Genomic DNA, 25,520 nt, shown 5'->3' with positions numbered 1-25,520 from the left:
TGTTGCGAGTCGTTAGCAGGCAGTCCTAGCCAAGCAGATCGTGACCCAGTTGATCCGCCTCGCCCGAGCCGAACAGGTCGACCGAGCCGTAGCCATCGGGTCCGAGCATGTCATTGATGCTCGATTCGCCGCCGGGCTGGAGCCGCTTTGGCGTGCGCCCCGTGAAGAAGCGGATTTCCTTGATGAGATGCGCCTGATCGTAGAACGCCTCGCGGATTTCCGCTTCCAGTTCCTCGGGCAGTTGCGGCATCGACAGCAGCGTGGCGGCACGGACCGCGCGATAGCGCCGCACGAGCCGCACCGGCGATTGGCCGAAGAATTGGGCCACCAGCCGCTGCGCCTGGCGCTTCGAATAGGGCAATTGGTCATAAAGCCGATCGAGGTCGGGTTTGAACGAGCTCGACAGCCATTCAAGCGTCCGGTCAATCACGGTCAGATGCTGTTCGGGCAGCTGCGAGATCCCCTGTCGGACGATGTCGCTCATCGCATCGAGCAAGGCGCCGTCGTCTAGCTCGCCTTCGCGCCAGCGCGCAGCAAGCCCCTGGAATTTCCGTGCCAGCGAATCCCCAAGCACCATTCCGGGCTCGAGAAAGCAATCGTGGTAATCGTGGACCGACAGGCCCGAAAGCGCCGCCCAACCGCGAAAGTTGAGCGAGACGCCGAACAGGGTGGCCGGACCGCTGACGCTGAAATTGCGCGCCTGGCAGAGGGGGGCGAGGAAGAACGCGTCGCTGCTTTCGGAGACCGTTGCCTCGTCGAATTGCATCCGCCCAACGCCTTGGCCGAACACGACCATCTGGCCCGAATAGGCAGGCAGGACGTCGTCGAGCTGCTCGGCCGGACTGCGCCAGATATAGAGCGAGTTGAGATACGGCGTCAGATCGCTCGGCGCCGCTACGAATTCGAATGAATGTGACGCGGTGTCACCTGGCGGACCCGACAAACCCCTGTTCCGTTTCTTTCAGCCCCAAAGAATTGTATAAATACGCCAAACTGCTGGGCATCGCAATCACCTTCTGGGCAAAGCCGCCCGCGCTGGCAGTCCGCGAAAAAAAGGGGCGGCCGATTGAGCCGCCCCTTTGAAGTCGAGAACTCGTTGCAAAACTGCACCGAGCCCTTCGGGTCGCACAATTGTGTTACCCCGAGTCCGCGACGATTGATTGTATGCAAGCGACAAGCGATAGGCCGGTTGTTTTTTCTTGCTTTGTCCGGGGGATGCGACACCCGCCCGAAGCGGGGAAACGGCTCGACAGCCCGCAAGGGAGACGGCATTGCGCGCACCATGCTGTTCGATCTCGCCCGTCCCGCCCTGTTCGCGCTCGATCCCGAACGGGCCCACCGCCTGACGGTCCGCTCTCTGGCACTTTCGCCACGCCTCGGCCCGCCAGCCAAGGGCCCGTTGGCGACCACGATCGCCGGCCTGGACTTTCCCAATCCGCTCGGCATGGCCGCCGGTTTCGACAAGGATGGCGAGGTGCCCGACCAGTTGCTCGGACTGGGGTTCGGCTTCGCCGAAGTCGGTTCGATCACTCCGCTACCGCAGCCAGGCAACCCGAAGCCGCGCCTGTTCCGGCTGGTCGAGGATCGCGCGGTGATCAACCGCATGGGCTTCAACAATGGCGGGGCCGAGCAGGCCGGCGAACGGCTTGCCCGGCGCGTGGGACGCCCCGGCATCGTCGGCATCAATATCGGCGCCAATAAGGACAGCAAGGATCGCATCGCCGACTACGCCGTGATGAGTCGGCTGATGGCCCCGCTGGCCTCCTATCTCGCCGTCAACATCTCCAGTCCCAACACGCCGGGCCTCCGCGCGCTGCAGGACGAGGGTGCGCTCACCGGCCTGCTCGACGCGGTGATCGAAGCGCGCGGCGAAGGCGGTCCACCCGTGTTCCTCAAGGTCGCACCCGATCTCGAACCCGCAGATATCGATGCGATCGCCCGCATCGCGATCGAAAGGCAGCTCGGCGCGCTCATCGTCTCGAACACGACGATCTCGCGGCCCGCGCTGCGCTCACGCCTCTCAGGAGAGACGGGCGGCCTGTCGGGCGCTCCGCTGCGCGATCTGGCACAGCAGCGGCTGCGCGACTTCCACAAAGCGACAGGCGGCGCGATCCCGCTCGTGGGAGTCGGCGGAATCGCCAGCGCCGAAGACGCCTGGGCCCGTATTCGCGCCGGCGCCAGCCTCGTCCAGCTCTACAGTGCGATGGTCTACGAAGGCCCCGGGCTGCCGCGTCGCGTTCTGCGCGGGCTCGAACGGCTCATGCACCGCGATGGCTTCGCTTCGATTGCCGAAGCGGTCGGAAGCGAATAGCCTCACGCGCATGATCAAACATCTCGTCACGTCCAGCCTGCTGGCGCTCACCCTGTGCGGCTGCGCCGCCACTCCTCCGGTCGCTTCTTCCTCTGCCGCAACGCAGAACGCATTTGCCGGAGCCGTTTCGGCCGCCGATCCCCGCGCGCAGGCCGCGGGCGAGGAAATGCTCGCACGGGGCGGCAGCGCCACCGATGCGGCGATCGCGGTGATGCTGGCACTCACCGTGGTCGAACCGCAGAGTTCGGGCATCGGCGGCGGCGGCTTCATGGTCCGCGGTACGGAGGCAGGCGGCGTCGAGACGTTCGACGGGCGCGAAACGGCCCCCGCCGGAGCGACACCCGAATGGTTTCTCGGCCCCGACGGCAAGGTTCCACCCTTCATCGAATCGGTCCGCAGCGGACTATCGGTGGGCGTGCCGGGCAATGTCGCGCTCGCCGCCAAGGCACATCGGGAGCACGGCAAGCTCGCCTGGGCCGAGCTTTTCGGTCCCGCGATCCGGCTGGCTCGTGAGGGGTTCGAGATGAATCCGCGGCTCAACGGCATGCTCGCTTCGGCGAAGGATCGCTCGGCGCACACTGCCGCCGCGCGCGCACTGTTCTTCGATGCTGCGGGCAATCCCAAGCCCGTGGGCGCGCGCATCATCAACGAACCGCTCGCACAGACCTTCGAGAAAATCGCCGCCGCGGGTCCCGAGGCCTTCTATTCGGGGGCCCTTGCACGCGAGATCGCGACGACGGTTGCGGCCGACACGCCGCACGATGGAGCGATGACCTATAGCGATATCACCTCGTATGAAGCGAAGGCGCGCGAGGGTGTCTGCGGCAGCTACCGCGGCTATCGCATCTGCACGATGGGGCCGCCGACTTCGGGCGGGGTCGCGGTGCTGCAGATCCTGGGGCAGCTCGAACGCTTCGACCTTGCCGCGCTCGGCGCACAGAACCCGGTCACCTGGCACCTGTTCGTCGAATCGCAGCGACTCGCCTATGCCGATCGCGAACTCTATCTCGCCGACAGCGACTATGTCTCCGTGCCCGTCGCAGGGCTTGTCGATCCGGATTATCTGGCGCAGCGCAGCGCGCTGATCTCAGCAGATGCGACGCTGCCGAAAGCGGTTGCCGGCAGGCCGCGCGGAGCACCGCAAGCGCGCGCCGACGGCGACGAACCGGTGGAGCATGGCACCACCCACTTCGCCGTGGTCGACGCGCAGCGCACCATGGTCAGCTATACCTCGACCGTCGAGGGTCCGTTCGGCTCGGGCCTGATGGCCGGCGGCTTCTTCCTCAACAACGAGCTGACCGATTTCAGCCGCTCGCCCGAAGTCGACGGGAAACCGGTCGCCAATCGCATCGAGGGAGGCAAGCGTCCGCGCAGCTCGATGGCGCCGACGGTGATCTGGGACCCCGAGGGCAAGCCTTTCCTCGCGGTGGGCGCTGCGGGCGGAGCCACGATCCCGGTGCAAACCGCGCGCAGCATCATCGGCGCGATCGACTTCGGTCTTTCGGCGCGCGACATCCTCGGCCTGCCCTTCATCATGGCCTTCGATGACAAGGTGATGGTCGAGGAGGGCACCTGGCTGGAAGAACAGGCATCCGCCTTTCGCGCTCTCGGACATGGCGAGGTCTTCGTGCGCGAAGCCCCGGTGAAGGCCGGTGCGGTACTGCGTGGACCGAAGGGCTGGGACAGCGCGCGCGATCCGCGGCTCGAGGGCAAGATCGAAACGCCCTGATCGCGCCAGCCATTCGCTTGCCGAGGCGCTGCGCGCGGCCTAAGCCCGCGCTACTAGAATGGTCGCACAAGAAAATAACTGTTGAGGAGCCCAGCCGTGCTGTCGGACATCGATTCCGCCAACAACCTCGTCGAACTCTTCCTGAAGCGGGCTGCCGAGAAAGGCGACCGGCCGTTCCTCGGCGCCAAGATCGGGGGGAGCTGGGAGACCATCAGCTGGGCCGACGCCGCCGAGCGGGTGTGCCTGCTGGCGGAGAACCTGCGCGCGCTGGGGCTTAAGGACGGCGATCGCGTCTGCCTGGTATCCGAGAACCGCCCCGAATGGTGCATCGCTGATCTAGCGATCATGGCGTCGGGCTGCATTACCGTACCCACCTACATCACCAATACCGAGCGCGATCACGCCCATATTCTCGACAATTCGGGAGCCAAGGCGGTCATCGTCTCGACCGAAAAGCTCCTCCGGCCGCTCCACGGCGCATTGCAGGCCTCGGGCATTGCCGACCATGTCATCGGGATCGACGACCTCCATCGCCAGCAGTCGAGCGGATTCATCTTCCATCGCTGGGACAGCATGTTCGCGGGCGATGCAGCCGCAGCCCGCCAAGCCGTCGATCAGAGGCTGGCTGGGATCGGCCGCGGCGATACCGCGTGCATCATCTACACCAGCGGAACCGGGGGCGCGCCGCGCGGCGTGATGCAGCATCACGGCGCGATCCTGTGCAACGTGGCCGGCGCGGCGGAAATCCTCATCGAGGATTTCGGCATCGCCGACGACGAGCGGTTCCTTTCGTTCCTGCCGCTGAGCCATGCCTATGAGCACACCGGCGGCCAGTTTCTGCCGATCAGCGTCGGCGCGCAGATCTATTATGCCGAGGGGCTCGAGAAGCTCGCCAGCAACATCGAGGAGACCCGCCCGACGATCATGGTCGTGGTGCCGCGCCTGTTCGAAGTGCTGCGCACGCGGATCATGAAGCAGGTCCAGAAGCAGGGCGGACTGGCCGAGAAGCTGATGAACACCGCTCTGGAGGTTGGCGAACGCCGTGCCGCGGGCAAGCCGAAGTTCGGCGATGGCCTGCGCGATGCACTGGTGGGGCGCCTGCTCAAGCCCAAGATCCGCCAGCGCTTCGGCGGGCGGATCAAGGCGATGGTGTCGGGCGGCGCCCCGCTCAACCCCGAAGTCGGCATCTTCTTCGAAGCGATGGGGCTGACGATGCTCCAGGGCTATGGCCAGACCGAGGCCGGTCCGGTGATCAGCTGCAACCGTCCTGCCGCAGGGATCGCCATGCATTCGGTCGGCCCGGCGATGCGCGGCGTCGACATCCGGATCGCCGAAGACGGCGAAATCCTCGTCCAAGGCGAGCTCGTGATGCAGGGTTACTGGCACAACGAGGCCGAGACCGAACGCACGATCAAGGATGGCTGGCTGCATACCGGCGACATCGGCCATGTCGACGACAAGGGCCGGATCGTCATCACCGACCGCAAGAAGGACATGATCGTCAACGACAAGGGCGACAATGTCGCCCCGCAGAAGGTCGAGGGCATGCTGACGCTACAGCCCGAGATCGGACAGGCGATGGTCGCCGGGGACAAGAAGCCCTACATCGTCGGACTGATCGTGCCCGACGCCGAATGGACGCTCGAATGGTGCCGCGAACAGGGCAAGCAGTTCGACTGCAAGAAGGTGCAGGAACTACCCGAATTCCGCAATGCGGTGCGCGCCGCGGTCGACCGGGTGAACAAGGATCTGTCGGTGGTCGAGAAGGTCCGCCAGTTCGCCTTCGCCGACGAACCCTTCACCATCGAGAACGAGGAAATGACCCCCTCGATGAAAATCCGGCGGCACAAGATCAAGGAACGCTACGCCGAGCGACTCGACGGGTTGTATCGAAGTTAGGGGCTAATCAGCGATGGCGGATAGCTCCTCGCAGGCTGAGCGCGCAGCGAGGGCGCTGATGCTTGCCGAGTATCCCAACCCTTTGCTCTCATCGGTCAGGTACCACCCAGCGTTGTCATCCGTGCGAGCCTCATCCCATTCCTCGGTGACGAGAAGCTGCAGAAAGACCGTGATGTCGCGCTCGCCGAAACTTATGCAGTTGAATTCGCGAGAAAGTCGATCAGGCTCCTCCGGGAACGCCCATTCCTCGAAAAGGAAATCGCCGAGATCCGCTATTCTGAGATCAGTCCGCTCAGATGTAATCTCTTTGATCGCGTAACCTCTCCGGTAGCCGGTGTGGACCATCAGGCTTTGTAGATAATCCTTAGGGAGTGACCTGCGAAGAACATCTACGGCGTCCTCCAATGAACGAGGCCGTGAATCCGGCCAGGATGACAATGTGATCTCATTCTCCCCAGCGACCTCGGGCAGCTCGTATTTGACGCCTTGGATGGTGGGGCGTGGTGGGGCTTGGGGCACTGCAACATCCGCGCTTCCAGCGTTCGCCTGCTCGGCACACACAAGCGGGACAATTGCCAGAATGACGCACGCGAAAAGTCTCACCAGCATTGGGACGGTATATGCTCTTTTGGAGAGCGAGCCAGTGGGGAACTTCAGGCTGCAGCTTCCTCGATAAACTCGGGATAGAAGCTCGGCTGGCGATCGCTCCAGCCGGGCGCGGTGGCGGCGGCTTCGCTAAGCGACTGCAAGAGCATCTTGCGGCGCTCGGGGCGGATCTGCGGCAAAGCAGCGGCGGCGCAGAAAGCGCTCGGCAGCCACGGACGCACATCGGCGGAGATCAGGCGCTCGTACAGGAAGCGAAAGGCGGAGAAGCTGTCGATCCGTTCCTGCGCGAGATCGAAGGCAGCCACCCGGGTGAGCTTGCCGACGAAACCCTCGATGCTGTCGAAGCCCGACTGCTCGGGGATCGAGTTACGCAGCGCCTTCAGTTCCTGATAGGCGACATACTGGCTGCGGATCGCGGCATTCTCGCCCGGGTTGCGGCCCCAGATGCGAAAGGCGTCGCAACGGCTGAGGCCGATGTCGAGACTGCGGCGGATATAACGCTGTTCGGCGGCGGTAAATCCGGCAAACTCGCGCATTTCGGCGATGGTCAGCGATGCGGTATGCGTAACGGCCATGATGGCACTCCCCTGCTGCGAGGCCGAGTGTCGCCGAATATGGTTAACAAGCGGTGATCTGCGTCGCATCTCGCCACCGTCGTGCCGGTCTTCGTGCCAAACGGTCTCGTAACCAAGGACGGCCCGAGCACGCGCGAATTAAAGACTCGCCGCGCTCGAATCTGCGGGAGGCCCTAGATCAGCCCGGCGAGAGGGCTGCTCGGATCGGCGTATTTGCGCGTCGCCATCCGGCCGGCCAAATAGGCGTCGCGCCCCGCCTCGACCGCGAGCTTCATCGCGCGGGCCATGCGGATGGGATCCTTTGCCTCGGCGATCGCGGTATTCATCAGCACGCCGTCGCAACCGAGCTCCATCGCCACCGCCGCATCCGACGCCGTGCCGACTCCGGCATCGACCAGCACCGGTACGTTCGCGCCTTCCTTGATCAGCCGGATCGTCACGCGGTTCTGGATACCGAGCCCCGAACCGATCGGCGCGCCCAACGGCATTACCGCGACCGCGCCCGCATCCTCGAGCTGCTTGGCCGCGATCGGGTCGTCGACGCAGTAGACCATCGGCAGGAAGCCTTCCTTGGCGAGCGTTTCGGTTGCGGTGAGCGTTTCGCGCATATCGGGATAGAGCGTGCGCGCCTCGCCCAGCACCTCGAGCTTGACGAGGTCCCAGCCGCCCGCCTCGCGCGCCAGCCGCAGCGTGCGGATCGCCTCGTCTGCAGTGAAGCAGCCCGCGGTATTGGGGAGGTAGGTGACCTTCTTGGGGTCGATGTAGTCGGTCAGCATCGGCGCCTTGGGATCGCTGACATTGACCCGCCGCACCGCGACGGTGACGATTTCCGCACCGCTCGCCTCGAGCGCGGCGGCGTTCTGCTCGAAATCCTTGTACTTGCCCGTGCCGACGATCAGGCGGCTCGTGAAGGTCCGCCCGGCGACGCTCCACGTGTCGTCACTCTGGCCCCCACCGACGAAGTGGACGATCTCCAGCGTGTCGCCGTCGGCAATCGCGTGTTCCGCCAGCGCGCTGCGCGGCGCGATCACGCCGTTGTGTTCGACCGCGACCTTGGCAGGATCGAGTTCGAGTTCGCGCACCAGGTCGGCGATGGTGGCGGCAGCGGTGCGGCGGGTTTCGCCATTGACGGTGAGGGCAATCATGCCCGCCCACTTAGTCGGCGTGGCCGTCCTTGCAAGCGCAGGCATGGGAATGGCGCATATTCAGGATGTGGCCGAGCGACACCAGGGCAACCCCGATGATGGTCAGCACGGCTTCCTCCGCCCCGTGCGGAACCGCGAGCGCTCCGCCCATGAAGGTGAGGCCGGTCATGGCCACAACGAAGGGTGCCGCAACCCGGTGGCGCAGTGCACCCCAGCCGATCGCAACGCCTGCGATCAGCGTGGCGACGAGCAGGCCGACACGATGGATATCGGGCGAGAGGAACATTTCGCCTCCCACGCCGAGGCCCGAAACGAGCACGATCGAGAGCAGGCAATGCACGGCACAGGCGCCCGAGAGGAATATCCCGGCACGGTCGAGCCTCCGACGAATCGGCGAAATGGCGCGTTGCAACATGACATGCCAGTTATGTTATGGTGTAACTTCTTTCAAGCGGAACAGGCAAAAATTCACCTCCGTTCGGCGGTTGCAGCCACCGGACCGGCGCTTTCGAGATTTGCACTTGCGCCAGGGCTGCGCGCCAACCACAGACGGGCCCATGTCCGATAGATTCAAGCAGGGGCGCCCGATCGCCCTGGCCAACTGGTTGCTGGTCACCGCGGCGATGGTCGTCATCATGGTGGCGGTTGGGGGCATCACCCGCCTGACCGAAAGCGGGTTGTCGATCACTCACTGGAGCCCGATCACCGGGGCCGTCCCGCCGCTTTCCGAAAGCGCCTGGCAGGCCGAGTTCGATCTCTACAAGGCTACCGGCGAGTACAGGAACGTGTCCGGTCCGGCGGGCATGGATCTGGCCGCGTTCAAGTTCATCTTCTTCTGGGAATGGTTCCACCGCTTGTGGGGCCGGCTGATCGGACTCGCCTTCGCGCTGCCGCTCGCCTGGTTCTGGATCCGGGGCGCCATCCCCGCAGGCTACAAGGGACGGCTGCTGGCCCTGCTCGCGCTGGGCGGGCTGCAGGGCGTGTTCGGCTGGTTCATGGTCCGCAGCGGCCTGTCGGCGACGATGACCGACGTGAGCCACTTCTGGCTGTCGATCCACTTGCTGACCGCACTTGTCACGCTCGGCGGGCTGGTCTGGACCGCACTCGACCTGAGGCAGTTCGCGGCACGCGGCGCCGCACAGGCACGATGGACGCTCACGGCAACCTGGGTCGGCGCGATCGTCACCGTCCAGCTGCTGCTCGGCGCCTGGGTGGCAGGGCTAAACGCCGGACTTGCCTCCGACAGCTGGCCGCTCATGCAGGGCCGGCTGGTGCCCGAATACGACGGCTCGCAAGGCATCCTCTGGGCGGCCACGCACGACCCCTACCTGATCCATTTCCTTCACCGCTGGTGGGCGTGGATCGCCGTTGGTGCGCTGATCGTCTTGGCGCGGCGGGTCAAACCGCTCGAGCGCAAGGCCTCGGTGGCAATTCACACGGCCTTCGGCACCCAGATACTGCTCGGCATCGCCACGGTCCTGACCGGCGTCGCACTATGGCTTGCGGTGGCGCACCAGATCGTCGGCGCGCTGCTGCTGGCGAGTTTCGTCTGGGGTGCCCACGTCCTCGGTCGGCGATGACCGCGCTGATCTATTGCCCCTTTCCCGACGCCGCGAGTGCGGAAGCGATCGGCCGCACGCTGATCGACGAGCGACTGATCGCCTGCATCAACATCGGTGACCCGGTCCGCTCGATCTTCGCCTGGAAGGGCGTGGTTGACGAAGGAGCGGAAGTGCCCTCCCTGCTCAAGACGACGGGCGGGCTGCTCGAACGCGCCATTGCGCGGCTCGAGGACTTGCACCCCTATGAAGCTCCCGCAATAACGGGCTGGCATTGCGACGCGGCGGGGGCTGCCACGCAGACTTGGCTCGACGCACTCTAGGCGTCGCCGTTCAGGGGGAGGGTGGCTTTGATCACATACGACCGTCGCGTGGTCCTGCGAGCGATGGGCGCGCTCGTGGTGGGTTGTGCCGCCGGCGCGACCGCGAAGGCGCGGGCCGAGGCTCCGGCCTTCGTCGTACCGACTCGCTCCTTCGTCCTGCGCCGCGAGCTCGAGCGAGGGCTCGCCCGTGGAGCCTCGCTGCTGGTGATCCGCGAATGGCGGGGTCGCTTCGAGCAATCCGGGCGCGATACCCTGGTCGAGGGAGCCCAGATTTCATGCACGGTCGACGCGCCCGCCGTGCTCGAACCGATTGCGGCCATCGAACGCGAGCGGATCGCACCCGGACCGTTTCCGGCGAGGCTCGATACGCAAGGAAGGATCGTCGACGATCCGACCACTGCAGTCGGTACCGGCAGGATCGCCGCGGTTCGGGCCGCCATTGCCGTGCTCGAGAAGCTGGGGGCATCGGGCACCGAAATGCGCGAGGCGCGCGAATACCTCGGCCGATTGGCCGAGGCATCCGGCACGATCATCAGCGAGACCCCGCCCGATCTCTTCTTCCCTGTCGTCGGAGAGGCAAGCGAGCGTCGCGAAATCACCCTGCCGGATGGCACCAGGGGCGAGGTTTCGGTTCACCTGGCCGCCAGCGCGGGTCCGGGCGGCCTGCTCGAAAGCCTCGATCGCCGGATCTCCACCCGGATCGGCGACGAGGCCCGCAATTCGCGTGAAACCTGGCATCTGCGCATGACTTGAAATGGTTGGGGTTTTATTTTACCCCACGCCAAAGGCGCGGAAATACTTGACTGACAGGCGATCCGGCGCCATTTGCCGCGCGCTTCGCGGGTTCGTATCTACGGATTCGCCGATTGGCGCCGCTGCCCGGAAAGGTGCGGCACGAACACTAGGAACGGAAACCAGCCATGAAGGCTCTTACGAAGGCCACCCGGTCGATCAAGCCGGCCGAGGTCGAAAAGAAGTGGCACATCATCGACGCCGAAGGTCTCGTCGTCGGTCGTCTCGCTGCCATCATCGCCAACCATCTGCGCGGCAAGCACAAGCCGAGCTACACCCCCCATGTCGATTGCGGCGACCATGTCGTCGTCATCAATGCTGACAAAGTGAAGTTCACCGGCAAGAAGCTGAACGACAAGGTGTATTACAAGCACACCGGCCATCCGGGCGGCATCAAGGAAACCACTCCGGCCAAGGTGCTGGGAGGCAAGTTCCCCGAGCGCGTCCTCGAGAAGGCTGTCGAGCGCATGATCCCGCGCGGCCCGCTCGGCCGTGCGCAGATGCGCGCGCTCCATGTATTCGCCGGCACCGAGCACCCCTATGACGGCCAGAAGCCCGAAACGCTCGACGTTGCCTCGATGAACCGCAAGAACAAGGTTGTCGCATAATGGCCGACGAAACCAAGAACGAAACCGTCTCGGATCTCGCCGATCTGAAGGACATCGCCGGTGACGCGCCCGAGGGCGATTCGGCAGACATCGCTGCAACCGCGGACGTTCCGCTGCGCGAGCAGGAACTCGACGCGCAGGGCCGTGCCTATGCTACCGGTCGCCGCAAGGACGCCACCGCGCGCGTCTGGCTCAAGCCCGGCAGCGGCAAGGTCATCGTCAACGGCAAGGACCAGGAAGTCTATTTCGCGCGTCCGACGCTGCGCCTGATCATCGACCAGCCCTTCACGATCACCGATCGCCAGGGCCAGTACGATGTCGTCGCCACCGTTCGCGGCGGCGGCCTGTCGGGCCAGGCCGGTGCGGTCAAGCACGGTATCAGCCAGGCTCTTTCCAAGTACGAGCCGGCTCTGCGCAGCACGGTCAAGGCCGCCGGCTTCCTGACCCGCGACAGCCGCGTGGTCGAGCGTAAGAAGTACGGTCGCGCCAAGGCACGCCGCAGCTTCCAGTTCTCGAAGCGCTAAGAGCTACCGATCTTTCCGATCACCGGGGGGCGGTTCCGCAAGGAGCCGCCCTTCTCGTTTGCACCCGCCTAACGCTGCAGCAGCATGATGCCCCAGGCGAGCGCTGTGGCGGCGAAGAACAGCGGCCACGACCACCAGACATCGTACTGGTAGATTTCGGCGCGAAAGATCGCGAGCTGGCCGCCCCTTGAACCCTGCGATCCGATCGCCAGCGCTACGATGAAGGTGAGTATCGCGCCCAGCGGCGCTGCCTTGACGAGTTCCATCGACCTGACCCTTCCCGGCGGTTTCCGGAGACAAGCCTAGGCGCCGATCCTTTCGACAAGGATGCCGGATGCGTTTAGCATTCGTGGTTGGGCAAGGCGGTTAACGGGCCTGCCGCCACTCAATGCACCGGCGGATCGACGCGCGGGATCTGATGGACCGGCGCCACAGGCTCGCCGGGCCTCCGCGGCGGCAAGGCGTTTTCCGGAACATCGTCGATCTGCATGTCGGGCGTGTCGACGGCGTGCAGGTTGCGCACGCAGACTTTCAGATTTTCACCGTCCCATTCGATCTCGTTGAAGCTCGGCGGGGTCGAGCGCGTGCGCTGCGACAGTGTGCCGGCGCCGATCATCCGCACCGGACCTTCGGTGGTATCTTCCATGATGTCGAAGGCATCGTGGACGTGGCCGGAGAGCACCGCGGCGACATCGCGCCGCGCCAGTTCGCGCAACGCCCTGCCGCCATGCTTGGTAAGCGCGGTGCCCTGCGTTCCCACCTCGCGCAGCGGATGGTGGACCGCGACTAGGGCGCTCGTCCCCGGGGGCAGGGCATCGAGCGCCGCGAGGCAGCGCTCGAGCGCCGCGCTGCTGACCCAGCCCTTCGACCAGTTGAGCCGCGGCTGCATCCGCACCGCGGTCTTGAGCGGCACGATCGCCAGGCAGCCGAGGTCGAGCTCCCTTTCGACCTTTTCCTGCATGCCGCGAAACCGGCGGTAGGGCGCGAAGAACCGCTCGACCGGGTTGAAATAGGGCATGTCGTGATTGCCCACTTCGACCGTGACCGGTGCTTCGAGCGTATTGATCCACTGGGTCGCCGCCGCGAATTCGCGATGCCGCGCGCGCATGGTCAGGTCGCCGGTGATCGCCACCGCGTCGGGCCGCTTTTCGGCGATCTCCCGCCTCACCCAATCGAGTGCGCGGTTGTTCTCGAGCCCGAAATGGATGTCGGAAAGGTGGAATATCCGGCGAAAGTCAGAAGCCATGCGCGGTCGCTAGCAGATCGACGGGGCATTCCACCACCGAGAATTCGGCGCGCGGGCCGAGCGTCCCGGGCTCGCCGTCGAGCAGGACGTCGAGCGCCTCGCCCGCGCAGTTCTCGATCACCAGCCTGTCATAGAGACCGAGCCGTTCGTGCGGACCTTCGCGAAAGCGCCGCCGCAGCAAGGCCCAGCCCTGCTGGAGGAAATCGCCGGTGGTTTCGGGGCGATAGCCGTCGACCTGCAGTCCGCGATGGCTAGGGACCAGTTCGATCAGCGGATAGCCACCGGCATGACCGATCTCGGGATCCACCATGCGCACGCGCGGACCGCCAGTGGTCTCAGCGAAAGCCTCCCCCGTCCCGCGGGCGAACTCGCCAATGTCGAAATCGCGCATCGCCTCGCGCACTTCGGCCCAGGCGGTGCCGGGCCCGACCAGCAGGCCCGCATGCGCATGGCCCGCACCGCAGCTGGCCATCATCGGTCGGACCGCGCGATAGGCACCGCGATGGATGCAATCGAGGATTGCCTCGCAGGCCGTCTCCTCGCCGTGCAGTCGCGCGCACAGGAGGTTCATCGTGCCGCCCGGCAGGACGAGGACCTCGCCGTCCCAGCCTGCCACCGCCTCGATCACGGCATTGAGGCTGCCGTCACCGGTAAAGACGATCAGCCGGTCGACATGCGCATCACGCAGCTCGCTGCAGCGCGGCAGGTCCTCGGTCGGGAATTCGACGGTTTTGTCGGGCGCCAAGCCGCGCGCCGCAAGCATCTGCTCGAGCGCGTCGCGCGCAGCATCGCTGTTGCTGCCGCTACGCGCATTGACGACCAGCCATGCTTTCGTTGCTTCCATGTCGATGAAGCGCCGGGCCGCGGTGGCGGTTCCCGCCCGCTCAAAATCGCTCGGTCAGCAGCAGCCAGCCGGTTATGGCATTGATGACGCTGTAGAAACCATAGACCCAGGCCGCGGTCGGCCAGCCATTGGCGGTCAGCAACATGCTGCCGAGCAGCATGAGGAACTCGAACAGGAGCGAAAGACGGCCGCCGCGCGCCCGCAAAGCTGCGGGGAGCGCGCCGACCAGCGGGTGTCCCGATTCGAGCACTGCCTTGTGAATGGCGAAATTCGCTGTTCCGAGAAGGAAGAGGACGACGATCGGCATCGATCAACGCCTTACGCCCGTCACCCGCCGATTGCCAATCGCGGTTGGTCGGCAATCGTCCGTCGCCCGTCAATCGCACCAGCAGTCGGTCGATCACGACGTGCGGCTACAGTTGTAGCCATGCAATACAGTTCGTGCGGCGGGCCTCTCCCCCCATTGATCGGGCCCGCCGCAGACCTGGAGGAGAACCCATGAAGACGACCCTCGCAACCCTCGCCGCCGCCGCTCTCGCCCTGTCGGCGACGGCAGCCCAGGCAAAATCGGTTTTGGTAACCTACGACGACCTCGATCTCGGGAGTATCGCCGGCCAGAACGTGCTCACGCAGCGCATCGACAAGGCCGCGCGCGAAGTCTGCGGCCACAAGCGCGGCGGGACCCGCAACCTGCGCTTCGACATGGAAACCCGTGCCTGTTTCGAAAAGGCCAAAGCGAGCGCCGGGGCCGAAATGGCCGCGCGCGTCAACGGCGAGGCCTTGGGCGGCTAATACCCCGAGTCCGCCCACCTAGGGACCCCGGCCGGATGCAGTCCCCCGGCCGGGGTCCATTTTTGTGGGCGTATGAATTGTTCTGTGCCGACGCGGTCAGCGTCCCGCCATGGCCTTGACCTTGGGCAGGTAGGTCCGCCCGATGCGCAGCGTCTCGCCATCGTCCAGTTCGACCGACCAGACCCCGAGGCCGTCGTGCCGCAAGCCGGAAATACGGTCCTTGCGCAGGATGGTCGAGCGATGGATGCGGATGAACTTTTCCGGATCGAGACGCTTCTCCAGCCCCGCGATGGTCTGCAGCAGGAGATAGGTCCGGGCCGCTTCTCCCTCTCCGACGTGCAGGCGCACATAATCGCGTTCGGCGTCGATCCGGCCGACCTCCGATGTCGCGATGCGGATCAGTTCCGACCGATGCGGAATCCACAATTCCTCCAGCCAGGCGCTTTCCGAACGTTCGCCATCGCCGCGTCGCGCCATGGCCCGCGCCACCGCCCGCTCGAGCCGATCCGGCTTGACCGGCTTGAGCACGTAATCGACCGCGTCGAGGTCGAAGGCTTCCACCGCGTAATTGTCGTGCGCCGTGACGAAGATCACTGCCGGGCGCTGGCCCTTCTTGCCGAGCGCCTTGGCGACCGAAATTCCATCGACTTCGGGCATGGTCATGTCGAGCAGAATGAGATCGGGCTGCAAGGCATCGACCAGCCGCAGGGCCTGCGCGCCGTCGCTCGCGGTGCCGACGACCTGGAGTTCGCCGATCTTCGCGCAGATCACCTGCATCCGTTCAACCGCCAACGGTTCGTCGTCGACGATCAGGGTCTTGAGTTTCTCGTTCTCTTCGTCAGCCATGCTTCACCATCGGCAGCCTCAATTCGGTTTCGTAGCCGGTCAGCGAGGGACCCGAGACGATCGTGGCGGCAGTGCCGAACCGTGCCTCGAGCCGATCGCGAACATTGGCGAGGCCGATGCCGAAACCGTGCGTCCCCGCCGTACTGGTCGCCACACCCGGACCATCGTCGCTCACGGTCAGGACCAGCCGGCCATATTCCTCGCGCGCGGCGATCGTAATGGTTACCGGCTTGCTCGAGGCGGATACGCCGTATTTGACCGAGTTCTCGACCAGTGGCTGGAGAATCATCCCGGGCACCTTGTAGCCGGCCAGTTCGGAAGGCAGGTCGACCCGCACCCTGAGCCGCTCGGGAAAGCGCACCGACTCGATATCCAGATAATGCTCCTGCAGGTCGATCTCGTCCTCCAGGCTTACATCGCCGGTGGGGTCGTCGGCGAGGCTGTGGCGGTAGAAACGCGAGATCGTCTGGATCATCTGCTCTGCCCGCTCGGCCTTGCCGGTCATCACCAGCGCCGAGAGCGAGTTGAGCGTGTTGAACAGGAAGTGCGGGTTCACCTGGTAGCGCAACGAGCGCAGTTCGGCCGCCTTGGCCGCGCTCCGGAACCGCTCCCCCCGGCGTTCGGCAGCTCTCGCCTGCGCGCCCGCCAGCAGGGCGAGGAACAGGGCGGCCCAGGCGAGCAGCACGAAATACCGCCCGACGGCCAGGTCGAAGGTCATGCGCCACTGGTCGAGCGAGGTTGGCGCCGGCGCGATCACCACGCTTTGCGGAGTCGCCTCTTCCGCCTCATCGACGTTTTCATCCATTTGCTGGCGCGGCAGGTCGATAAGCAAATTGCCGGCATCGTCGCGGCGGAGCGCGATCCCGCGTTCCTTGCCCATCTGCTCTTCCACCTTGGCTTCGATCGAATCGAAGATCCAGCGATTGACCTGGGCGATCATGATGGCGCCGGGCATCGCAGCAATCAGAGCCACGGCGATCTTGATTCCCAATGCACGGTTCTCGACCGCGCGCAGCAACAGCCACAGCAAGCCGGTCACCGCCACTCCGACCGTGCAGACCAACGCGCGGCGCCACAGCAACTCGTCCTGGAAATCCAGCCCGACGATCACACCACGCAGGGTGATGAGGAGGAAATAGCACAGCCACACGCCGACCATCGAGGCCAGCACGACCTTGCCCGAGAGGCGTTCGCTTTGGGGATTCATCTGGCGTTCATCGATCGACACGATCTGCGATGTGCCCATTTGCACCGGCAAATGCCAGCGCGGCGGTCGAACGGGCAACGCGGTTGGTCGAGCGTCCTGCTATTCGGCGGGTTCCAGATCCCCTTCGGCGATACGGCGGCGCCATTCGGCGGGGGCGAGCGTGTGGACGTTGTTGCCCTCCGCATCCACCGCCACGGTGACGGGCATGTCCTGCACCTCGAATTCGTAGATCGCCTCCATGCCGAGATCCTCGAAGGCGACGACCCTGGCGCCCTTGATCGCCCGGCTGACAAGATAGGCCGCGCCGCCGGTCGCCATCAGATAGGCGACCCTGAATTTGCTGATCACCTCGACCGCATTGTGGCCGCGTTCGGCCTTGCCGATCATCGCGAGGAGCCCGAGATCAAGCATCATCTCGGTGAACTTGTCCATGCGGGTGGCGGTGGTCGGGCCGGCGGGGCCGACGACCTCGCCCATCACGGGATCGACCGGGCCGACGTAATAGATCGCGCGGCCCTTGAAATCGACCGGCAGCTCTTCACCCTTCTCCAGCATGTCATGGATACGCTTGTGCGCCGCGTCGCGCCCGGTGAGCATCTTACCCGAGAGGAGCAGGCGGTCGCCATGGTTCCAGCTGGCCACTTCCTCGGGCGTCAGCGCGTCGAGATTCACGCGCTTGGCCGAGGCGTCTGGCTTCCACGTGACTTGCGGATAGTCGTCGATCCTGGGCGGCTCGAGATAGGCGGGCCCCGATCCGTCGAGCGTGAAATGCGCGTGACGCGTCGCGGCGCAATTGGGGATCATGCCGACCGGCTTGCCCGCGGCATGGCACGGCGCGTCGAGGATCTTCACGTCCAGCACGGTAGAGAGCCCGCCCAGACCCTGCGCGCCGATACCCTGCGCGTTGACCGCGTCGAAGATGTCGATCCGCAGCTGCTCGATGTCATTTTCCGCCCCGCGGGCTTTGAGCTGGCCCATGTCGATCGGGTCCATCAGGCTGAGCTTGGCGAGCTTCATGCAATGCTCTGCCGTGCCCCCGATGCCGATCCCGAGCATGCCTGGCGGACACCAGCCGGCCCCCATCGAGGGCAGCTGTTCGACCACCCAGTCGACGATATTGTCGGATGGGTTCATCATCTTGAACTTCGACTTGTTCTCGCTGCCGCCACCCTTCGCCGCGACATCGACCGAAATCGTGTCGCCCGGGACCATCTCCACCGACAGTACGCAGGGCGTGTTGTCGCGCGTATTGCGCCGGGTGAAGGCCGGATCGGCGAGGATCGACGCGCGCAGCTTGTTGTCGGGATGGTTGTAGGCCTGCCGCACCCCCTCATCTACGACCTCCTGCAGCGAACGGTCGCTGTCGAGGCGGCAGTTCATGCCCCATCTGACGAAAACGTTGACGATGCCGGTGTCTTGGCAGATCGGGCGATGGCCTTCGGCACACATGCGGCTGTTGGTCAGGATCTGCGCGATCGCATCCTTCGCCGCGGGTCCCTTCTCGGCCTCGTAGGCCTCGCCCAGCGCGCGGATGTAGTCCATCGGATGGTAGTAGGAGATATATTGGAGCGCATCGGCCACGCTCTCGATCAGGTCGCTTTCGCTGATGACGGTCATGTCGCTCATCGCCACAAATTCCCATGTTGCAGATTTGCGCTCCCCGATAGGCGCGTTTGCCGCCATCGGTCAAAGCGCTTGGCCGCAAGGGGCCTTGCGCCTAAGGCAACCGGAGCTTGCATAAGCGTGTTATTGTTGTAATACAGCTCGCGGAAACGACCATGACCCTGACCACCACCCGTCCCGATTTCGCTGCCGCCCGCAAGGCGATGATCGACAGCCAGCTGCGCACCAGCGGCGTCAACGACGCCTTCGTGCTCGAGCGCATGAACGCCGTCGCCCGCGAGGATTTCGTACCCGAGAATGCCAAGGCGACCGCTTATATGGACCGCGCGATCCGGCTGGAGGACGGCGGCTTCCTGCCCGCCCCGGTGTTCCACGGAGCCATGCTGGCCGAGGCGCGCCCCGCCGCAGGAGACCGCGCACTCGTGATCGATGCCGGCAGCGGCTATCTGCCCGCGCTGGTCGAACCGCTGGTCGGCAAGCTCGACATTATCGCGCCCGACACGGCTGCCAATGGCGGCAAGCGCGGCGACTATACTCTCGTCCTCGTCGACGGGGCGATCGAACATGTCCCGCCTGCGCTAGCCAAGCTGGTCGCCGAAGGCGGCCGGATCGTCACCGGCATGGTCGATCGCGGCGTCACCCGCCTCGCGACGGGCCGCAAATCGGGCAAGGCGCTGGCGCTGCTGCCGCTTGCCGAAATGGGAATCCCGCGGCTCGGCGCATTCGACCGGCCGCAAAGCTGGAGTTTCTGAATGCATCGCACCGGGTTTGCAAAATCTCTGGTCCTGGCAACGAGCACCGCGGTTCTGGCGTGGGCGGTACCGGCTCAGGCCGATACGCTTCAGGAAGCGCTTACACAGGCCTATGTGAACAACCCGACGCTGCTTTCGGCCCGGGCCAGCCAGCGCGCGGTCGATGAGAACGTACCGATCAACGAGGCGCAGGGCATCCCGAGCATCGATGCGACGGCGAGCTATGTCGAGTTCATCAAGAAATCGCCCAACAGCTTCACAGCGCCCGACCGGACGATCCAGATCGGCCCGACCCTGACCGTCCCCGTCTATGCCGGCGGCGCGATCAAGAACTCGGTCAAGGCCGCCAAGGAACGCGTAGGCGCAGGACAGGCCGATCTGCGGGCGATCGAAAGTGCGATCTTCAGCCAGGTGGTCGCGGCCTATATGGACGTGTTGCGCGCCGAGGCGCTCGTCAGCCTCTCGGCGAACCAGGTCGATGTGCTATCGGTCAATGTCCAGGCGACTAGCGACCGTTTCGAAATCGGCGACCTGACGCGCACCGACGTGGCTCAGTCACAATCGCGCTTGGCACTGGCGCAGGGCGATCTGCGTAATGCACAGGCCAACCTGATCAATGCGCGTGAAACCTATATCCGGCTGGTCGGCGATGCACCGACCGACCTCGCACCGCCGCCGCCGCTGCCCAACCTTCCCGAAGATGCGGACAGCGCCGTCGATATCGCACTGGCCAACAATCCCGACCTGATCGCGGACAAGGAGCGCGCCAAGGCCGCCGGTTTCGATACCGAGGTTGCCGGGGCAGGGCGCCTGCCGAACGTCTCGCTGTTCGCCTCGGCCACCTATACCGACTATTTGAACACGCTTGCGGGTGGAGCCGGCGGCATCGCGCAGGACGAGACCACGGCGCGGGCCGGCGTCCAGCTCAGCATCCCGATCTTCCAGGGCGGATTGCCCGCCGCGCGCCAGCGGCAGGCCCAGGCGCGAGAAACGGCGGCGCTCGAACAGGTCGTCGCCACCGAACGCGACGTCATCGCACAGGTCCGTGCGGCCTGGTCGAGCTGGCGCGCCTCGCTCGCAGTCATCGAGAGCAGCCAGGTCGCGGTCGATGCCGCATCCCTGAGCCTCGAAGGTGTCCGCGCCGAAAATTCGATCGGCAGCCGCCAGATCCTCGACGTGCTGAACGCCGAGCAGGAGCTGCTCAGCGCGCGCGTCCAGCTGGTGACCGCGCGACGCAACGCCTATGTCGCCGGCTTCAGCCTGCTCGCCGCCATGGGGCGCGCCGAAGCGCGCGACCTCGGTTTCATCGGCGAAGGCCTGCTCTACGATCCGGCCGTCAACTACGAACGCGTGCGCGGTAAAGTGTGGGATTGGGATCGCGATCCCGAGCCCGTCGCCACCGCCACGAGCACGGTCGATGTAGCTGCGCCCGATGCCAGCGTTCCCGAAGTTGGTGAAAACGAAACTGTTTCAGGCTATTGAACTCTTGTATCGAATCGGGACACGCCGATTCGCAATGGGGGCCTGAGTACGATGCAACAGCCGGGTGAACCTTCGGTCGAGGAGATCCTCGATTCGATCAAGAAGGTGATTGCGCGCGACAACCGCGAAGGCGCTCTGCTCGAGCGTCGGCGCCGCGCCGCACCCGCGACCGGCCATCATTCAGCCGAACCTGCCGATGCGGAAGAGGCGGAGGAAGTGCTGGAACTCGCGGAGGAAAGCGCCCTCGACGACGAGTTGCACGAGGACGAGAGCGAAACAGATGCCCTTACCCGCGGCGACACGCGCGAGGCGATGCGGCAGAACTTCGCCGCGCTCGCCATGCTCGCCAAGCCGGGCAAGCAGCCGCAGATCGTCCGTTCGGGCGAAACCTCGCTCGAGGGGCTGACACGCGAAATGCTTCGCCCGATGCTGGCCCAGTGGCTCGACGACAATCTTCCCGGCATGGTCGAGGATCTGGTGAAAGCCGAGATTGCGCGGATCGCCGGCAAGCGCGGCTAGCCGTCGCCGCACCCGATTTGACCGCCAAGCCGAAAACCCTCCGCAAGGCCGAGGAAGCGCTGGCCAAGACCGGCGGCGCCGCGGTCGAGCGGCAGATATTCCTGTGCGCGGTTTCCGAGAAGCAGAAATGCTGCCGCTATGATGAGGGCAAACAGGCCTGGAACTACCTCAAGCGCCGGCTCAAGGAACTGGGTCTGGTCGGACGCGACGGCACGGTCCAGCGGACCAAGGCCGATTGCCTCCAGATTTGCGAGGCCGGACCCATAGCGGTGATCTGGCCCGACAACGTCTGGTATCACTCCTGCACCCCAGACGTGCTCGAGGCGATCATCCAGCGGCACCTGATCGGCGGTGTACCCGTGGAAGAATTCCGGCTCAGGCCGGCAGACTAGTCCCGGTCGGAAAGCGGGTCCTCGACCGACTCGTCGTGGCCGGTGCCCGAAGACAGGAAAACCAGCCCCATGAGCGCGCTGGTCAGCAGCATGGTGAGGCCGATCCCCAGAGCGGCGGCGATGTAGTAGTGGACCGAGACCTCGTCATTCCCCTGCTTGTAGAGCAGCGCCATCGCAATCGCCACGATGCCCACCGTCAGCAGGAACATGAAGCGCATGATGCGCCGATAGCGGGCCCAGGCAAAGGCGGCGTTCCTGGGGTCGTCGAGGGGAGACTTGCGGGCCATCGCACGCGAGATGGTGGGATTCGGGGCAAGTTGCAACGCCGCAGTGCCACCCGGCTGGCTTTTTGGCGGCGGTAATGGCATTCTGTCGCCCCGAAAAAGAGAGAGGCACGCACATATGGATATCGCCACGCTGCTCGAGGGACGGGCAACCTCCGAGGTGGTTTCCTGCGCCATCGACACCTCGGTTCGCGATGCGGTGGCGTTGCTTGCGTCCCGTCGAATCGGCGCGGTGCCGGTCATGGATGGCGGCCGGGTGGCCGGCATCTTCTCCGAACGCGACGTGATCTATCGCCTCGCCGAAGAGGGCGATGCCTGCCTGTCGCGCCCGCTCGGCGAGGTCATGACCGCTCCGGCGATCACAGTCGCGCGGAACGCGGCGATCCTCGACGCGCTGGCGCTGATGACCAAGCGGCGCATTCGCCACCTCCCCGTGGTCGATGGTGAAGCGATGTGCGGGTTCATTTCGATCGGCGATCTCGTCAAGGCGCGGCTGGACCAGATCGAGCACGAGGCCGAGCAGATGCGCACCTATATCCAGACCGCTTGAGACAAGCGCACCGGCTTCCTACATCCTAGCCATGACACCCGCCCCCCAATTGACCGATGCGGCTGCGGCACGCGTTTCCGCGATCGCCGCCAAGCAGGCCCAACCCGCCATCCTGCGCCTGTCGGTGGAGGGCGGCGGCTGTTCGGGCTTCCAGTACAAGTTCGCGCTCGCCGAGGCGCCCGAGGGCGATGATGCTGTGAGCGTGAATGGCGGCGTGAAGCTGGTGGTCGATCCGGTCAGCCTCGACCTCGTGGCGGGCAGCAGCGTTGATTTCGTCGAATCGCTCGGCGGTGCCGCCTTCAGGGTGGAAAATCCCCAGGCGGCGGCAGGCTGCGGCTGCGGATCGAGCTTCGGGATTTAGGTTAGACCCGCGCTGGCGTTTCGGGCATCAGACCCGCATGCGTATCGCCAGCTTCAACATCAACGGAATCAAAGCCCGCCTGCCGCGCCTCAAGGAGTGGCTCGAGGAGACCCGTCCCGCCGTCGCCTGCCTGCAGGAGATCAAGACGATGGACGAGGGCTTCCCCGCGGAGGAATTCGAAGCGATCGGCTATCACGCGATCTGGCACGGCCAGAAAGCCTTCAATGGCGTCGCGATCCTTGCCGACGGCGTTGCGCCGAAGGAGATCCGGCGGGGGCTGGGCGTCGACGGGCCCAAGGATGGCGAGGGCGAGCAGGCCCGCTATCTTGAGGCCGAGGTCAACGGTGTCCGCATCTGCAACCTCTACCTGCCAAACGGCAATCCGCATCCGGGGCCCAAGTTCGACTACAAGCTCGCATGGATGGAGAAGCTGCGCGCGCGCATGCGCGAGGTCTGGGCGGAAGAGGTCCCGGCGGTGGTGCTGGGCGATTTCAACGTCATTCCCGAAGACAAGGACGTCTGGTCGGTCAAGGCCATGGCCTCCGACGCGCTGATGCAGCCCGAATCACGCGATGCTTACCGCCGCCTTCTCGGCGATGGCTGGACCGATGCGATCGACTCGCTCAACCCGCGTGGCGGTGTCTGGACCTATTGGGACTACCAGGCCGGGGCGTGGCAGCGCGATCACGGTTTCCGGATCGACCATGTTCTGCTCTCGCCCGAACTGGCCGACCGGATGGCGGCTGCGGGTGTCGACAAGGAATACCGCGGGCGCGAGAAGGCCAGCGATCATGCCCCAGTGTGGGTCGAGTTGCGCGACTAGTGCGCGCTCGAAGACCAAGGCCGCCGCTCAAGGCGACGGCCCCCCCATCACAGGAACAGCCCGCTCAGCGATAGAAGATGTGCGTATCGATCGTTGCGAGCGCCACCTTGCGGCGGCTCCAGCTGGGCCGGACGTACCGCGCATGGAAATAGACGGCATCCTGCGCACTGCTGTCCCACAACCCGCGATGCGCAATGCGGGCGATGGCCTCGGCGCGCTTCCATGCCTTCGAGCCGGTACGGATATGGGGCATGCGGCCGTTCTTCACGAAGGAGAACTGCGCGCGCTGGTAGACGACACCGCAATAGCTCGAGGGCCAGCGGCCGTCCTCGGCGCGGTTGACCACGACCTGCGCCACGGCGAGCTGGCCTTCGAGCGGTTCACCGCGCGATTCGAAATAGACTGCGCCGGCAAGGCACTGCAGCTCATCGGAAAGCTGGCCTGCGGCGGGTAGGGTGTCGACGAGTTGGCGCAGGCTGGCCGCCTGCTGCGCTTCGTCCTGTGTCTCGGGATTGGCTTCCGCCTGCTCGGGAAGCTCCTGCACCACCGCCTTCTCGACGAAGACCGGCACAACCTCTTCGGTGAGCTGTGCCTGGCTGATGGCGTTTTCGGTTGCCTCGGCCCCCACTTGGGCGTTGGCGCCGGAACCTTCGGCTCCGGCAAAAGTAGTAAGGGCAATCGCCGCGAGAATCGCGGTGAACCCGGTAGCCTTGCGAATCATTTGTCACTGACAACTGAGCGGTTGGCGGTCTGTCGCAGGCTGGGATCCATGGCGCGTTTCTAGCGTCCGGAAAGTCGGATCCGTTGCTGGCCTGCCGGCCACCCCCCGTCTGCGTGCTCGCGTGTCGACCCCATTGTCGTCCAAACGCCGCCTGCGCATCGAAGTTCGCGGCCAAATAGTCGCAAATGAAATCAAGTCAAGTTAACGCGGCGCTCCTGCGACGAACCGTTCTGCGTTTTCGATATCCAGCTCGATCAGCCAGGAATCGGGGTCGGAGCGCCTGCGACGACTCAGATATTCGTCAAATTCTTCTTTTTTTTCATCATCTTGATCGCGCACACAAACGAATGAACGCGACCCGTCGAGGCTCGGCATGCGCTCCCACAAGCGGGTATTTTTGCCACTGTGCGTGGTTAATATGAGAATGACGCCCGCGTCTTTTTCCCCCTTTTGCAGCACCATGCCAAAGCCGCCAGCCGCCTCTACCGCACGGATAAGGCCGGAAATTTCGAGATGGGCAGGCAGGCGCGCGTCCATCTCGCTCAACCGTCGGCAAGATAGCCGGGAAGGCTGGACAAGGGGATGTGCGACCGCATGAAGGTGCCCGTACCGCGGCCGATCTCGTCGCCTTCGGCGTCGACCAGCCGCGATTCCGCGACGAAGACCCGCTTGCGCCCGCTCACCCAGCGCCCCTCGGCCACCACCTGGCCCACCCGGACCGGCTTGGTGAAATGCAGGTTGAACGAGGTGGTCAGCAGGAACCGGTCGGTGACGAAGGTATTCGCGGCATAGAAGCCGGCATCGTCGAGCATCTTGAAATAGATCGTGCCATGCGCCGCGCCCGCCGCGTGGTAGACTTCCTCGGTGACGTCGAAGGTGATCCGCGACGCGCCCTCGCCGGTAATTTCGAGATGCGAGGAAAACAGCGCGTTGACCGGGGCCGAGGCATAGAGGCTCTCAAGCGCACGGTAATGGCGCTCCGCCCCGCTGGATGCGGCCCCGGTCAT

Annotated in this window: 32 protein-coding genes; 16 read left to right on the top strand and 16 right to left on the bottom strand. The window is 65.1% G+C overall.

The window, feature by feature from the left end; all coding sequences use genetic code 11:
• Positions 1 to 25 precede the first annotated feature (25 nt).
• Entirely contained in the window at positions 26 to 943 is a 918-nt protein-coding gene (locus tag ACN4E0_RS04510; RefSeq protein WP_419566031.1) for a hypothetical protein, read from the bottom strand.
• 339 nt (positions 944 to 1,282) lie between these two features.
• Between ACN4E0_RS04510 and ACN4E0_RS04505 the strand changes: the two genes are divergently transcribed.
• From ACN4E0_RS04505 to ACN4E0_RS04495, 3 genes are all read left to right on the top strand, one after another.
• Positions 1,283 to 2,311: a quinone-dependent dihydroorotate dehydrogenase gene (locus ACN4E0_RS04505; RefSeq protein ID WP_419566029.1), complete on the top strand. Its 1,029-nt coding sequence runs from the start codon at positions 1,283 to 1,285 to the stop codon at positions 2,309 to 2,311.
• Positions 2,312 to 2,321: 10 nt separating this feature from the next.
• Complete coding sequence (gene ggt, locus ACN4E0_RS04500; protein WP_419566027.1) at positions 2,322 to 4,040, top strand: gamma-glutamyltransferase; 1,719 nt, start codon at positions 2,322 to 2,324, stop codon at positions 4,038 to 4,040.
• A 96-nt stretch (positions 4,041 to 4,136) separates the two neighbouring features.
• Positions 4,137 to 5,939, top strand: coding sequence for an AMP-dependent synthetase/ligase (locus ACN4E0_RS04495; RefSeq protein ID WP_419566025.1), 1,803 nt, complete (start codon positions 4,137 to 4,139; stop codon positions 5,937 to 5,939).
• A 3-nt stretch (positions 5,940 to 5,942) separates the two neighbouring features.
• On the opposite strand, the gene ACN4E0_RS04490 is transcribed toward ACN4E0_RS04495, so the two are convergent.
• The 4 genes from ACN4E0_RS04490 to ACN4E0_RS04475 all read right to left on the bottom strand — a co-directional run bounded on the left by ACN4E0_RS04490 (position 5,943) and on the right by ACN4E0_RS04475 (position 8,680).
• The gene (locus ACN4E0_RS04490) at positions 5,943 to 6,542 is read right to left on the bottom strand and encodes a hypothetical protein (protein ID WP_419566023.1); all 600 of its coding nucleotides are present in this window, start codon (positions 6,540 to 6,542) and stop codon (positions 5,943 to 5,945) included.
• A 50-nt stretch (positions 6,543 to 6,592) separates the two neighbouring features.
• A complete protein-coding gene (locus ACN4E0_RS04485; RefSeq protein WP_419566021.1) occupies positions 6,593 to 7,120 on the bottom strand; it encodes a hypothetical protein in 528 nt (175 codons plus the stop codon).
• A gap of 173 nt (positions 7,121 to 7,293) precedes the next feature.
• Positions 7,294 to 8,265 (bottom strand): sulfur carrier protein ThiS, encoded by a 972-nt coding sequence (gene thiS / locus ACN4E0_RS04480; RefSeq protein ID WP_419566019.1) that lies wholly within the window; start codon positions 8,263 to 8,265, stop codon positions 7,294 to 7,296.
• A 10-nt stretch (positions 8,266 to 8,275) separates the two neighbouring features.
• Positions 8,276 to 8,680: a MerC domain-containing protein gene (locus ACN4E0_RS04475; protein WP_419566016.1), complete on the bottom strand. Its 405-nt coding sequence runs from the start codon at positions 8,678 to 8,680 to the stop codon at positions 8,276 to 8,278.
• Between the two features lie 142 nt (positions 8,681 to 8,822).
• Here ACN4E0_RS04475 and ACN4E0_RS04470 point away from each other — a divergent pair, with 142 nt between their 5' ends.
• The 5 genes from ACN4E0_RS04470 (at position 8,823) to rpsI (ending at position 12,071) form a co-directional block, all read left to right on the top strand.
• Positions 8,823 to 9,845 (top strand): COX15/CtaA family protein, encoded by a 1,023-nt coding sequence (locus tag ACN4E0_RS04470; protein ID WP_419566014.1) that lies wholly within the window; start codon positions 8,823 to 8,825, stop codon positions 9,843 to 9,845.
• Positions 9,842 to 10,147, top strand: coding sequence for a divalent-cation tolerance protein CutA (cutA, locus tag ACN4E0_RS04465; protein ID WP_419566012.1), 306 nt, complete (start codon positions 9,842 to 9,844; stop codon positions 10,145 to 10,147). Before ACN4E0_RS04470 ends, cutA begins: the two co-directional genes overlap by 4 nt.
• Positions 10,148 to 10,168: 21 nt before the next feature.
• Positions 10,169 to 10,900 (top strand): hypothetical protein, encoded by a 732-nt coding sequence (locus ACN4E0_RS04460; protein WP_419566009.1) that lies wholly within the window; start codon positions 10,169 to 10,171, stop codon positions 10,898 to 10,900.
• Between the two features lie 167 nt (positions 10,901 to 11,067).
• Complete coding sequence (gene rplM / locus ACN4E0_RS04455; protein ID WP_221602372.1) at positions 11,068 to 11,547, top strand: 50S ribosomal protein L13; 480 nt, start codon at positions 11,068 to 11,070, stop codon at positions 11,545 to 11,547.
• Positions 11,547 to 12,071, top strand: a complete 525-nt coding sequence (rpsI, locus tag ACN4E0_RS04450; protein WP_419566006.1) for a 30S ribosomal protein S9 — start codon at positions 11,547 to 11,549, stop codon at positions 12,069 to 12,071. The genes rplM and rpsI overlap by 1 nt, the downstream gene beginning before the upstream one ends.
• Before the next feature lie 68 nt (positions 12,072 to 12,139).
• Here the strand turns inward: rpsI and ACN4E0_RS04445 are convergent, their stop codons facing one another.
• The 4 genes from ACN4E0_RS04445 to ACN4E0_RS04430 form a co-directional block, all read right to left on the bottom strand.
• Positions 12,140 to 12,337 carry a hypothetical protein gene (locus ACN4E0_RS04445; protein ID WP_419566004.1) on the bottom strand — a complete coding sequence of 66 codons (198 nt, stop codon included), beginning with the start codon at positions 12,335 to 12,337 and terminating at the stop codon, positions 12,140 to 12,142.
• A gap of 119 nt (positions 12,338 to 12,456) precedes the next feature.
• Complete coding sequence (locus tag ACN4E0_RS04440) at positions 12,457 to 13,317, bottom strand: metallophosphoesterase family protein (protein ID WP_419566002.1); 861 nt, start codon at positions 13,315 to 13,317, stop codon at positions 12,457 to 12,459.
• On the bottom strand, positions 13,307 to 14,161 hold the full coding sequence (locus tag ACN4E0_RS04435; protein ID WP_419565999.1) for a diacylglycerol/lipid kinase family protein: 855 nt from the start codon (positions 14,159 to 14,161) through the stop codon (positions 13,307 to 13,309). Before ACN4E0_RS04435 ends, ACN4E0_RS04440 begins: the two co-directional genes overlap by 11 nt.
• A gap of 40 nt (positions 14,162 to 14,201) precedes the next feature.
• Positions 14,202 to 14,468: a hypothetical protein gene (locus ACN4E0_RS04430; protein ID WP_419565997.1), complete on the bottom strand. Its 267-nt coding sequence runs from the start codon at positions 14,466 to 14,468 to the stop codon at positions 14,202 to 14,204.
• 191 nt (positions 14,469 to 14,659) lie between these two features.
• On the opposite strand from ACN4E0_RS04430, the gene ACN4E0_RS04425 reads away from it, so the two are divergent.
• The gene (locus ACN4E0_RS04425) at positions 14,660 to 14,953 is read left to right on the top strand and encodes a UrcA family protein (RefSeq protein ID WP_419565995.1); all 294 of its coding nucleotides are present in this window, start codon (positions 14,660 to 14,662) and stop codon (positions 14,951 to 14,953) included.
• A 96-nt stretch (positions 14,954 to 15,049) separates the two neighbouring features.
• On the opposite strand, the gene ACN4E0_RS04420 is transcribed toward ACN4E0_RS04425, so the two are convergent.
• The 3 genes from ACN4E0_RS04420 to ACN4E0_RS04410 form a co-directional block, all read right to left on the bottom strand.
• Positions 15,050 to 15,799: a LytR/AlgR family response regulator transcription factor gene (locus ACN4E0_RS04420; RefSeq protein WP_419565993.1), complete on the bottom strand. Its 750-nt coding sequence runs from the start codon at positions 15,797 to 15,799 to the stop codon at positions 15,050 to 15,052.
• On the bottom strand, positions 15,792 to 17,027 hold the full coding sequence (locus ACN4E0_RS04415; RefSeq protein ID WP_419565991.1) for a sensor histidine kinase: 1,236 nt from the start codon (positions 17,025 to 17,027) through the stop codon (positions 15,792 to 15,794). Before ACN4E0_RS04415 ends, ACN4E0_RS04420 begins: the two co-directional genes overlap by 8 nt.
• A 78-nt stretch (positions 17,028 to 17,105) precedes the next feature.
• Positions 17,106 to 18,623 (bottom strand): fumarate hydratase, encoded by a 1,518-nt coding sequence (locus ACN4E0_RS04410; RefSeq protein WP_419566278.1) that lies wholly within the window; start codon positions 18,621 to 18,623, stop codon positions 17,106 to 17,108.
• A 161-nt stretch (positions 18,624 to 18,784) separates the two neighbouring features.
• On the opposite strand from ACN4E0_RS04410, the gene ACN4E0_RS04405 reads away from it, so the two are divergent.
• The 4 genes from ACN4E0_RS04405 to ACN4E0_RS04390 are packed head-to-tail and all read left to right on the top strand — an operon-like array spanning position 18,785 to position 21,774.
• Positions 18,785 to 19,381 carry a protein-L-isoaspartate O-methyltransferase family protein gene (locus ACN4E0_RS04405; RefSeq protein ID WP_419565988.1) on the top strand — a complete coding sequence of 199 codons (597 nt, stop codon included), beginning with the start codon at positions 18,785 to 18,787 and terminating at the stop codon, positions 19,379 to 19,381.
• On the top strand, positions 19,382 to 20,863 hold the full coding sequence (locus tag ACN4E0_RS04400; RefSeq protein ID WP_419565986.1) for a TolC family outer membrane protein: 1,482 nt from the start codon (positions 19,382 to 19,384) through the stop codon (positions 20,861 to 20,863).
• A gap of 51 nt (positions 20,864 to 20,914) precedes the next feature.
• Complete coding sequence (locus ACN4E0_RS04395) at positions 20,915 to 21,382, top strand: DUF2497 domain-containing protein (RefSeq protein WP_419565984.1); 468 nt, start codon at positions 20,915 to 20,917, stop codon at positions 21,380 to 21,382.
• A gap of 17 nt (positions 21,383 to 21,399) precedes the next feature.
• Positions 21,400 to 21,774 carry a (2Fe-2S) ferredoxin domain-containing protein gene (locus tag ACN4E0_RS04390; protein WP_419565982.1) on the top strand — a complete coding sequence of 125 codons (375 nt, stop codon included), beginning with the start codon at positions 21,400 to 21,402 and terminating at the stop codon, positions 21,772 to 21,774.
• Here ACN4E0_RS04390 and ACN4E0_RS04385 read toward each other — a convergent pair.
• A complete protein-coding gene (locus ACN4E0_RS04385; RefSeq protein ID WP_419565980.1) occupies positions 21,771 to 22,061 on the bottom strand; it encodes a hypothetical protein in 291 nt (96 codons plus the stop codon). The genes ACN4E0_RS04390 and ACN4E0_RS04385 overlap by 4 nt on opposite strands.
• Positions 22,062 to 22,176: 115 nt before the next feature.
• Between ACN4E0_RS04385 and ACN4E0_RS04380 the strand changes: the two genes are divergently transcribed.
• From ACN4E0_RS04380 to xth, 3 genes are read left to right on the top strand one after another with little or no spacing between them, the layout of a single operon-like run.
• Positions 22,177 to 22,608: a CBS domain-containing protein gene (locus tag ACN4E0_RS04380; RefSeq protein ID WP_419565977.1), complete on the top strand. Its 432-nt coding sequence runs from the start codon at positions 22,177 to 22,179 to the stop codon at positions 22,606 to 22,608.
• A gap of 31 nt (positions 22,609 to 22,639) precedes the next feature.
• A complete protein-coding gene (locus ACN4E0_RS04375) occupies positions 22,640 to 22,969 on the top strand; it encodes a HesB/IscA family protein (protein ID WP_419565974.1) in 330 nt (109 codons plus the stop codon).
• Between the two features lie 37 nt (positions 22,970 to 23,006).
• Complete coding sequence (xth, locus tag ACN4E0_RS04370) at positions 23,007 to 23,792, top strand: exodeoxyribonuclease III (RefSeq protein ID WP_419565972.1); 786 nt, start codon at positions 23,007 to 23,009, stop codon at positions 23,790 to 23,792.
• 64 nt (positions 23,793 to 23,856) lie between these two features.
• Here the strand turns inward: xth and ACN4E0_RS04365 are convergent, their stop codons facing one another.
• The 3 genes from ACN4E0_RS04365 to ACN4E0_RS04355 form a co-directional block, all read right to left on the bottom strand.
• Positions 23,857 to 24,513 carry a cell wall hydrolase gene (locus ACN4E0_RS04365; protein ID WP_419565971.1) on the bottom strand — a complete coding sequence of 219 codons (657 nt, stop codon included), beginning with the start codon at positions 24,511 to 24,513 and terminating at the stop codon, positions 23,857 to 23,859.
• 201 nt (positions 24,514 to 24,714) lie between these two features.
• On the bottom strand, positions 24,715 to 25,050 hold the full coding sequence (locus ACN4E0_RS04360; RefSeq protein ID WP_419566275.1) for a DUF1491 family protein: 336 nt from the start codon (positions 25,048 to 25,050) through the stop codon (positions 24,715 to 24,717).
• Between the two features lie 5 nt (positions 25,051 to 25,055).
• A complete protein-coding gene (locus ACN4E0_RS04355) occupies positions 25,056 to 25,520 on the bottom strand; it encodes a PaaI family thioesterase (RefSeq protein ID WP_419565968.1) in 465 nt (154 codons plus the stop codon).

Source organism: Qipengyuania sp., assembly GCF_048550555.1.
In the GTDB taxonomy this organism is placed as follows: Bacteria; Pseudomonadota; Alphaproteobacteria; order Sphingomonadales; family Sphingomonadaceae; genus Qipengyuania.
The sequence above is the reverse complement of the archived record's forward strand: the minus strand, read 5'-3'. Positions and strand labels throughout refer to the sequence as shown.

What these genes read in the sequence shown, in the direction of transcription:
- ACN4E0_RS04375 (WP_419565974.1), top strand. Translation starts at nt 22,640, where the DNA reads ATGACACCCGCCCCCCAATTGACCGATGCGGCTGCGGCACGCGTTTCC.
- ACN4E0_RS04405 (WP_419565988.1), top strand. Translation starts at nt 18,785, where the DNA reads ATGACCCTGACCACCACCCGTCCCGATTTCGCTGCCGCCCGCAAGGCG.
- ACN4E0_RS04420 (WP_419565993.1), bottom strand. Translation starts at nt 15,799, where the DNA reads ATGGCTGACGAAGAGAACGAGAAACTCAAGACCCTGATCGTCGACGAC.
- ggt (WP_419566027.1), top strand. Translation starts at nt 2,322, where the DNA reads ATGATCAAACATCTCGTCACGTCCAGCCTGCTGGCGCTCACCCTGTGC.
- xth (WP_419565972.1), top strand. Translation starts at nt 23,007, where the DNA reads ATGCGTATCGCCAGCTTCAACATCAACGGAATCAAAGCCCGCCTGCCG.
- thiS (WP_419566019.1), bottom strand. Translation starts at nt 8,265, where the DNA reads ATGATTGCCCTCACCGTCAATGGCGAAACCCGCCGCACCGCTGCCGCC.
- rplM (WP_221602372.1), top strand. Translation starts at nt 11,068, where the DNA reads ATGAAGGCTCTTACGAAGGCCACCCGGTCGATCAAGCCGGCCGAGGTC.
- ACN4E0_RS04440 (WP_419566002.1), bottom strand. Translation starts at nt 13,317, where the DNA reads ATGGCTTCTGACTTTCGCCGGATATTCCACCTTTCCGACATCCATTTC.
- cutA (WP_419566012.1), top strand. Translation starts at nt 9,842, where the DNA reads ATGACCGCGCTGATCTATTGCCCCTTTCCCGACGCCGCGAGTGCGGAA.
- ACN4E0_RS04475 (WP_419566016.1), bottom strand. Translation starts at nt 8,680, where the DNA reads ATGTTGCAACGCGCCATTTCGCCGATTCGTCGGAGGCTCGACCGTGCC.
- ACN4E0_RS04395 (WP_419565984.1), top strand. Translation starts at nt 20,915, where the DNA reads ATGCAACAGCCGGGTGAACCTTCGGTCGAGGAGATCCTCGATTCGATC.
- ACN4E0_RS04400 (WP_419565986.1), top strand. Translation starts at nt 19,382, where the DNA reads ATGCATCGCACCGGGTTTGCAAAATCTCTGGTCCTGGCAACGAGCACC.
- ACN4E0_RS04485 (WP_419566021.1), bottom strand. Translation starts at nt 7,120, where the DNA reads ATGGCCGTTACGCATACCGCATCGCTGACCATCGCCGAAATGCGCGAG.
- ACN4E0_RS04505 (WP_419566029.1), top strand. Translation starts at nt 1,283, where the DNA reads ATGCTGTTCGATCTCGCCCGTCCCGCCCTGTTCGCGCTCGATCCCGAA.
- ACN4E0_RS04365 (WP_419565971.1), bottom strand. Translation starts at nt 24,513, where the DNA reads ATGATTCGCAAGGCTACCGGGTTCACCGCGATTCTCGCGGCGATTGCC.
- ACN4E0_RS04470 (WP_419566014.1), top strand. Translation starts at nt 8,823, where the DNA reads ATGTCCGATAGATTCAAGCAGGGGCGCCCGATCGCCCTGGCCAACTGG.
- ACN4E0_RS04385 (WP_419565980.1), bottom strand. Translation starts at nt 22,061, where the DNA reads ATGGCCCGCAAGTCTCCCCTCGACGACCCCAGGAACGCCGCCTTTGCC.
- ACN4E0_RS04425 (WP_419565995.1), top strand. Translation starts at nt 14,660, where the DNA reads ATGAAGACGACCCTCGCAACCCTCGCCGCCGCCGCTCTCGCCCTGTCG.
- ACN4E0_RS04445 (WP_419566004.1), bottom strand. Translation starts at nt 12,337, where the DNA reads ATGGAACTCGTCAAGGCAGCGCCGCTGGGCGCGATACTCACCTTCATC.
- ACN4E0_RS04430 (WP_419565997.1), bottom strand. Translation starts at nt 14,468, where the DNA reads ATGCCGATCGTCGTCCTCTTCCTTCTCGGAACAGCGAATTTCGCCATT.
- ACN4E0_RS04435 (WP_419565999.1), bottom strand. Translation starts at nt 14,161, where the DNA reads ATGGAAGCAACGAAAGCATGGCTGGTCGTCAATGCGCGTAGCGGCAGC.
- ACN4E0_RS04360 (WP_419566275.1), bottom strand. Translation starts at nt 25,050, where the DNA reads ATGGACGCGCGCCTGCCTGCCCATCTCGAAATTTCCGGCCTTATCCGT.
- ACN4E0_RS04380 (WP_419565977.1), top strand. Translation starts at nt 22,177, where the DNA reads ATGGATATCGCCACGCTGCTCGAGGGACGGGCAACCTCCGAGGTGGTT.
- ACN4E0_RS04355 (WP_419565968.1), bottom strand. Translation starts at nt 25,520, where the DNA reads ATGACCGGGGCCGCATCCAGCGGGGCGGAGCGCCATTACCGTGCGCTT.
- ACN4E0_RS04410 (WP_419566278.1), bottom strand. Translation starts at nt 18,623, where the DNA reads ATGACCGTCATCAGCGAAAGCGACCTGATCGAGAGCGTGGCCGATGCG.
- rpsI (WP_419566006.1), top strand. Translation starts at nt 11,547, where the DNA reads ATGGCCGACGAAACCAAGAACGAAACCGTCTCGGATCTCGCCGATCTG.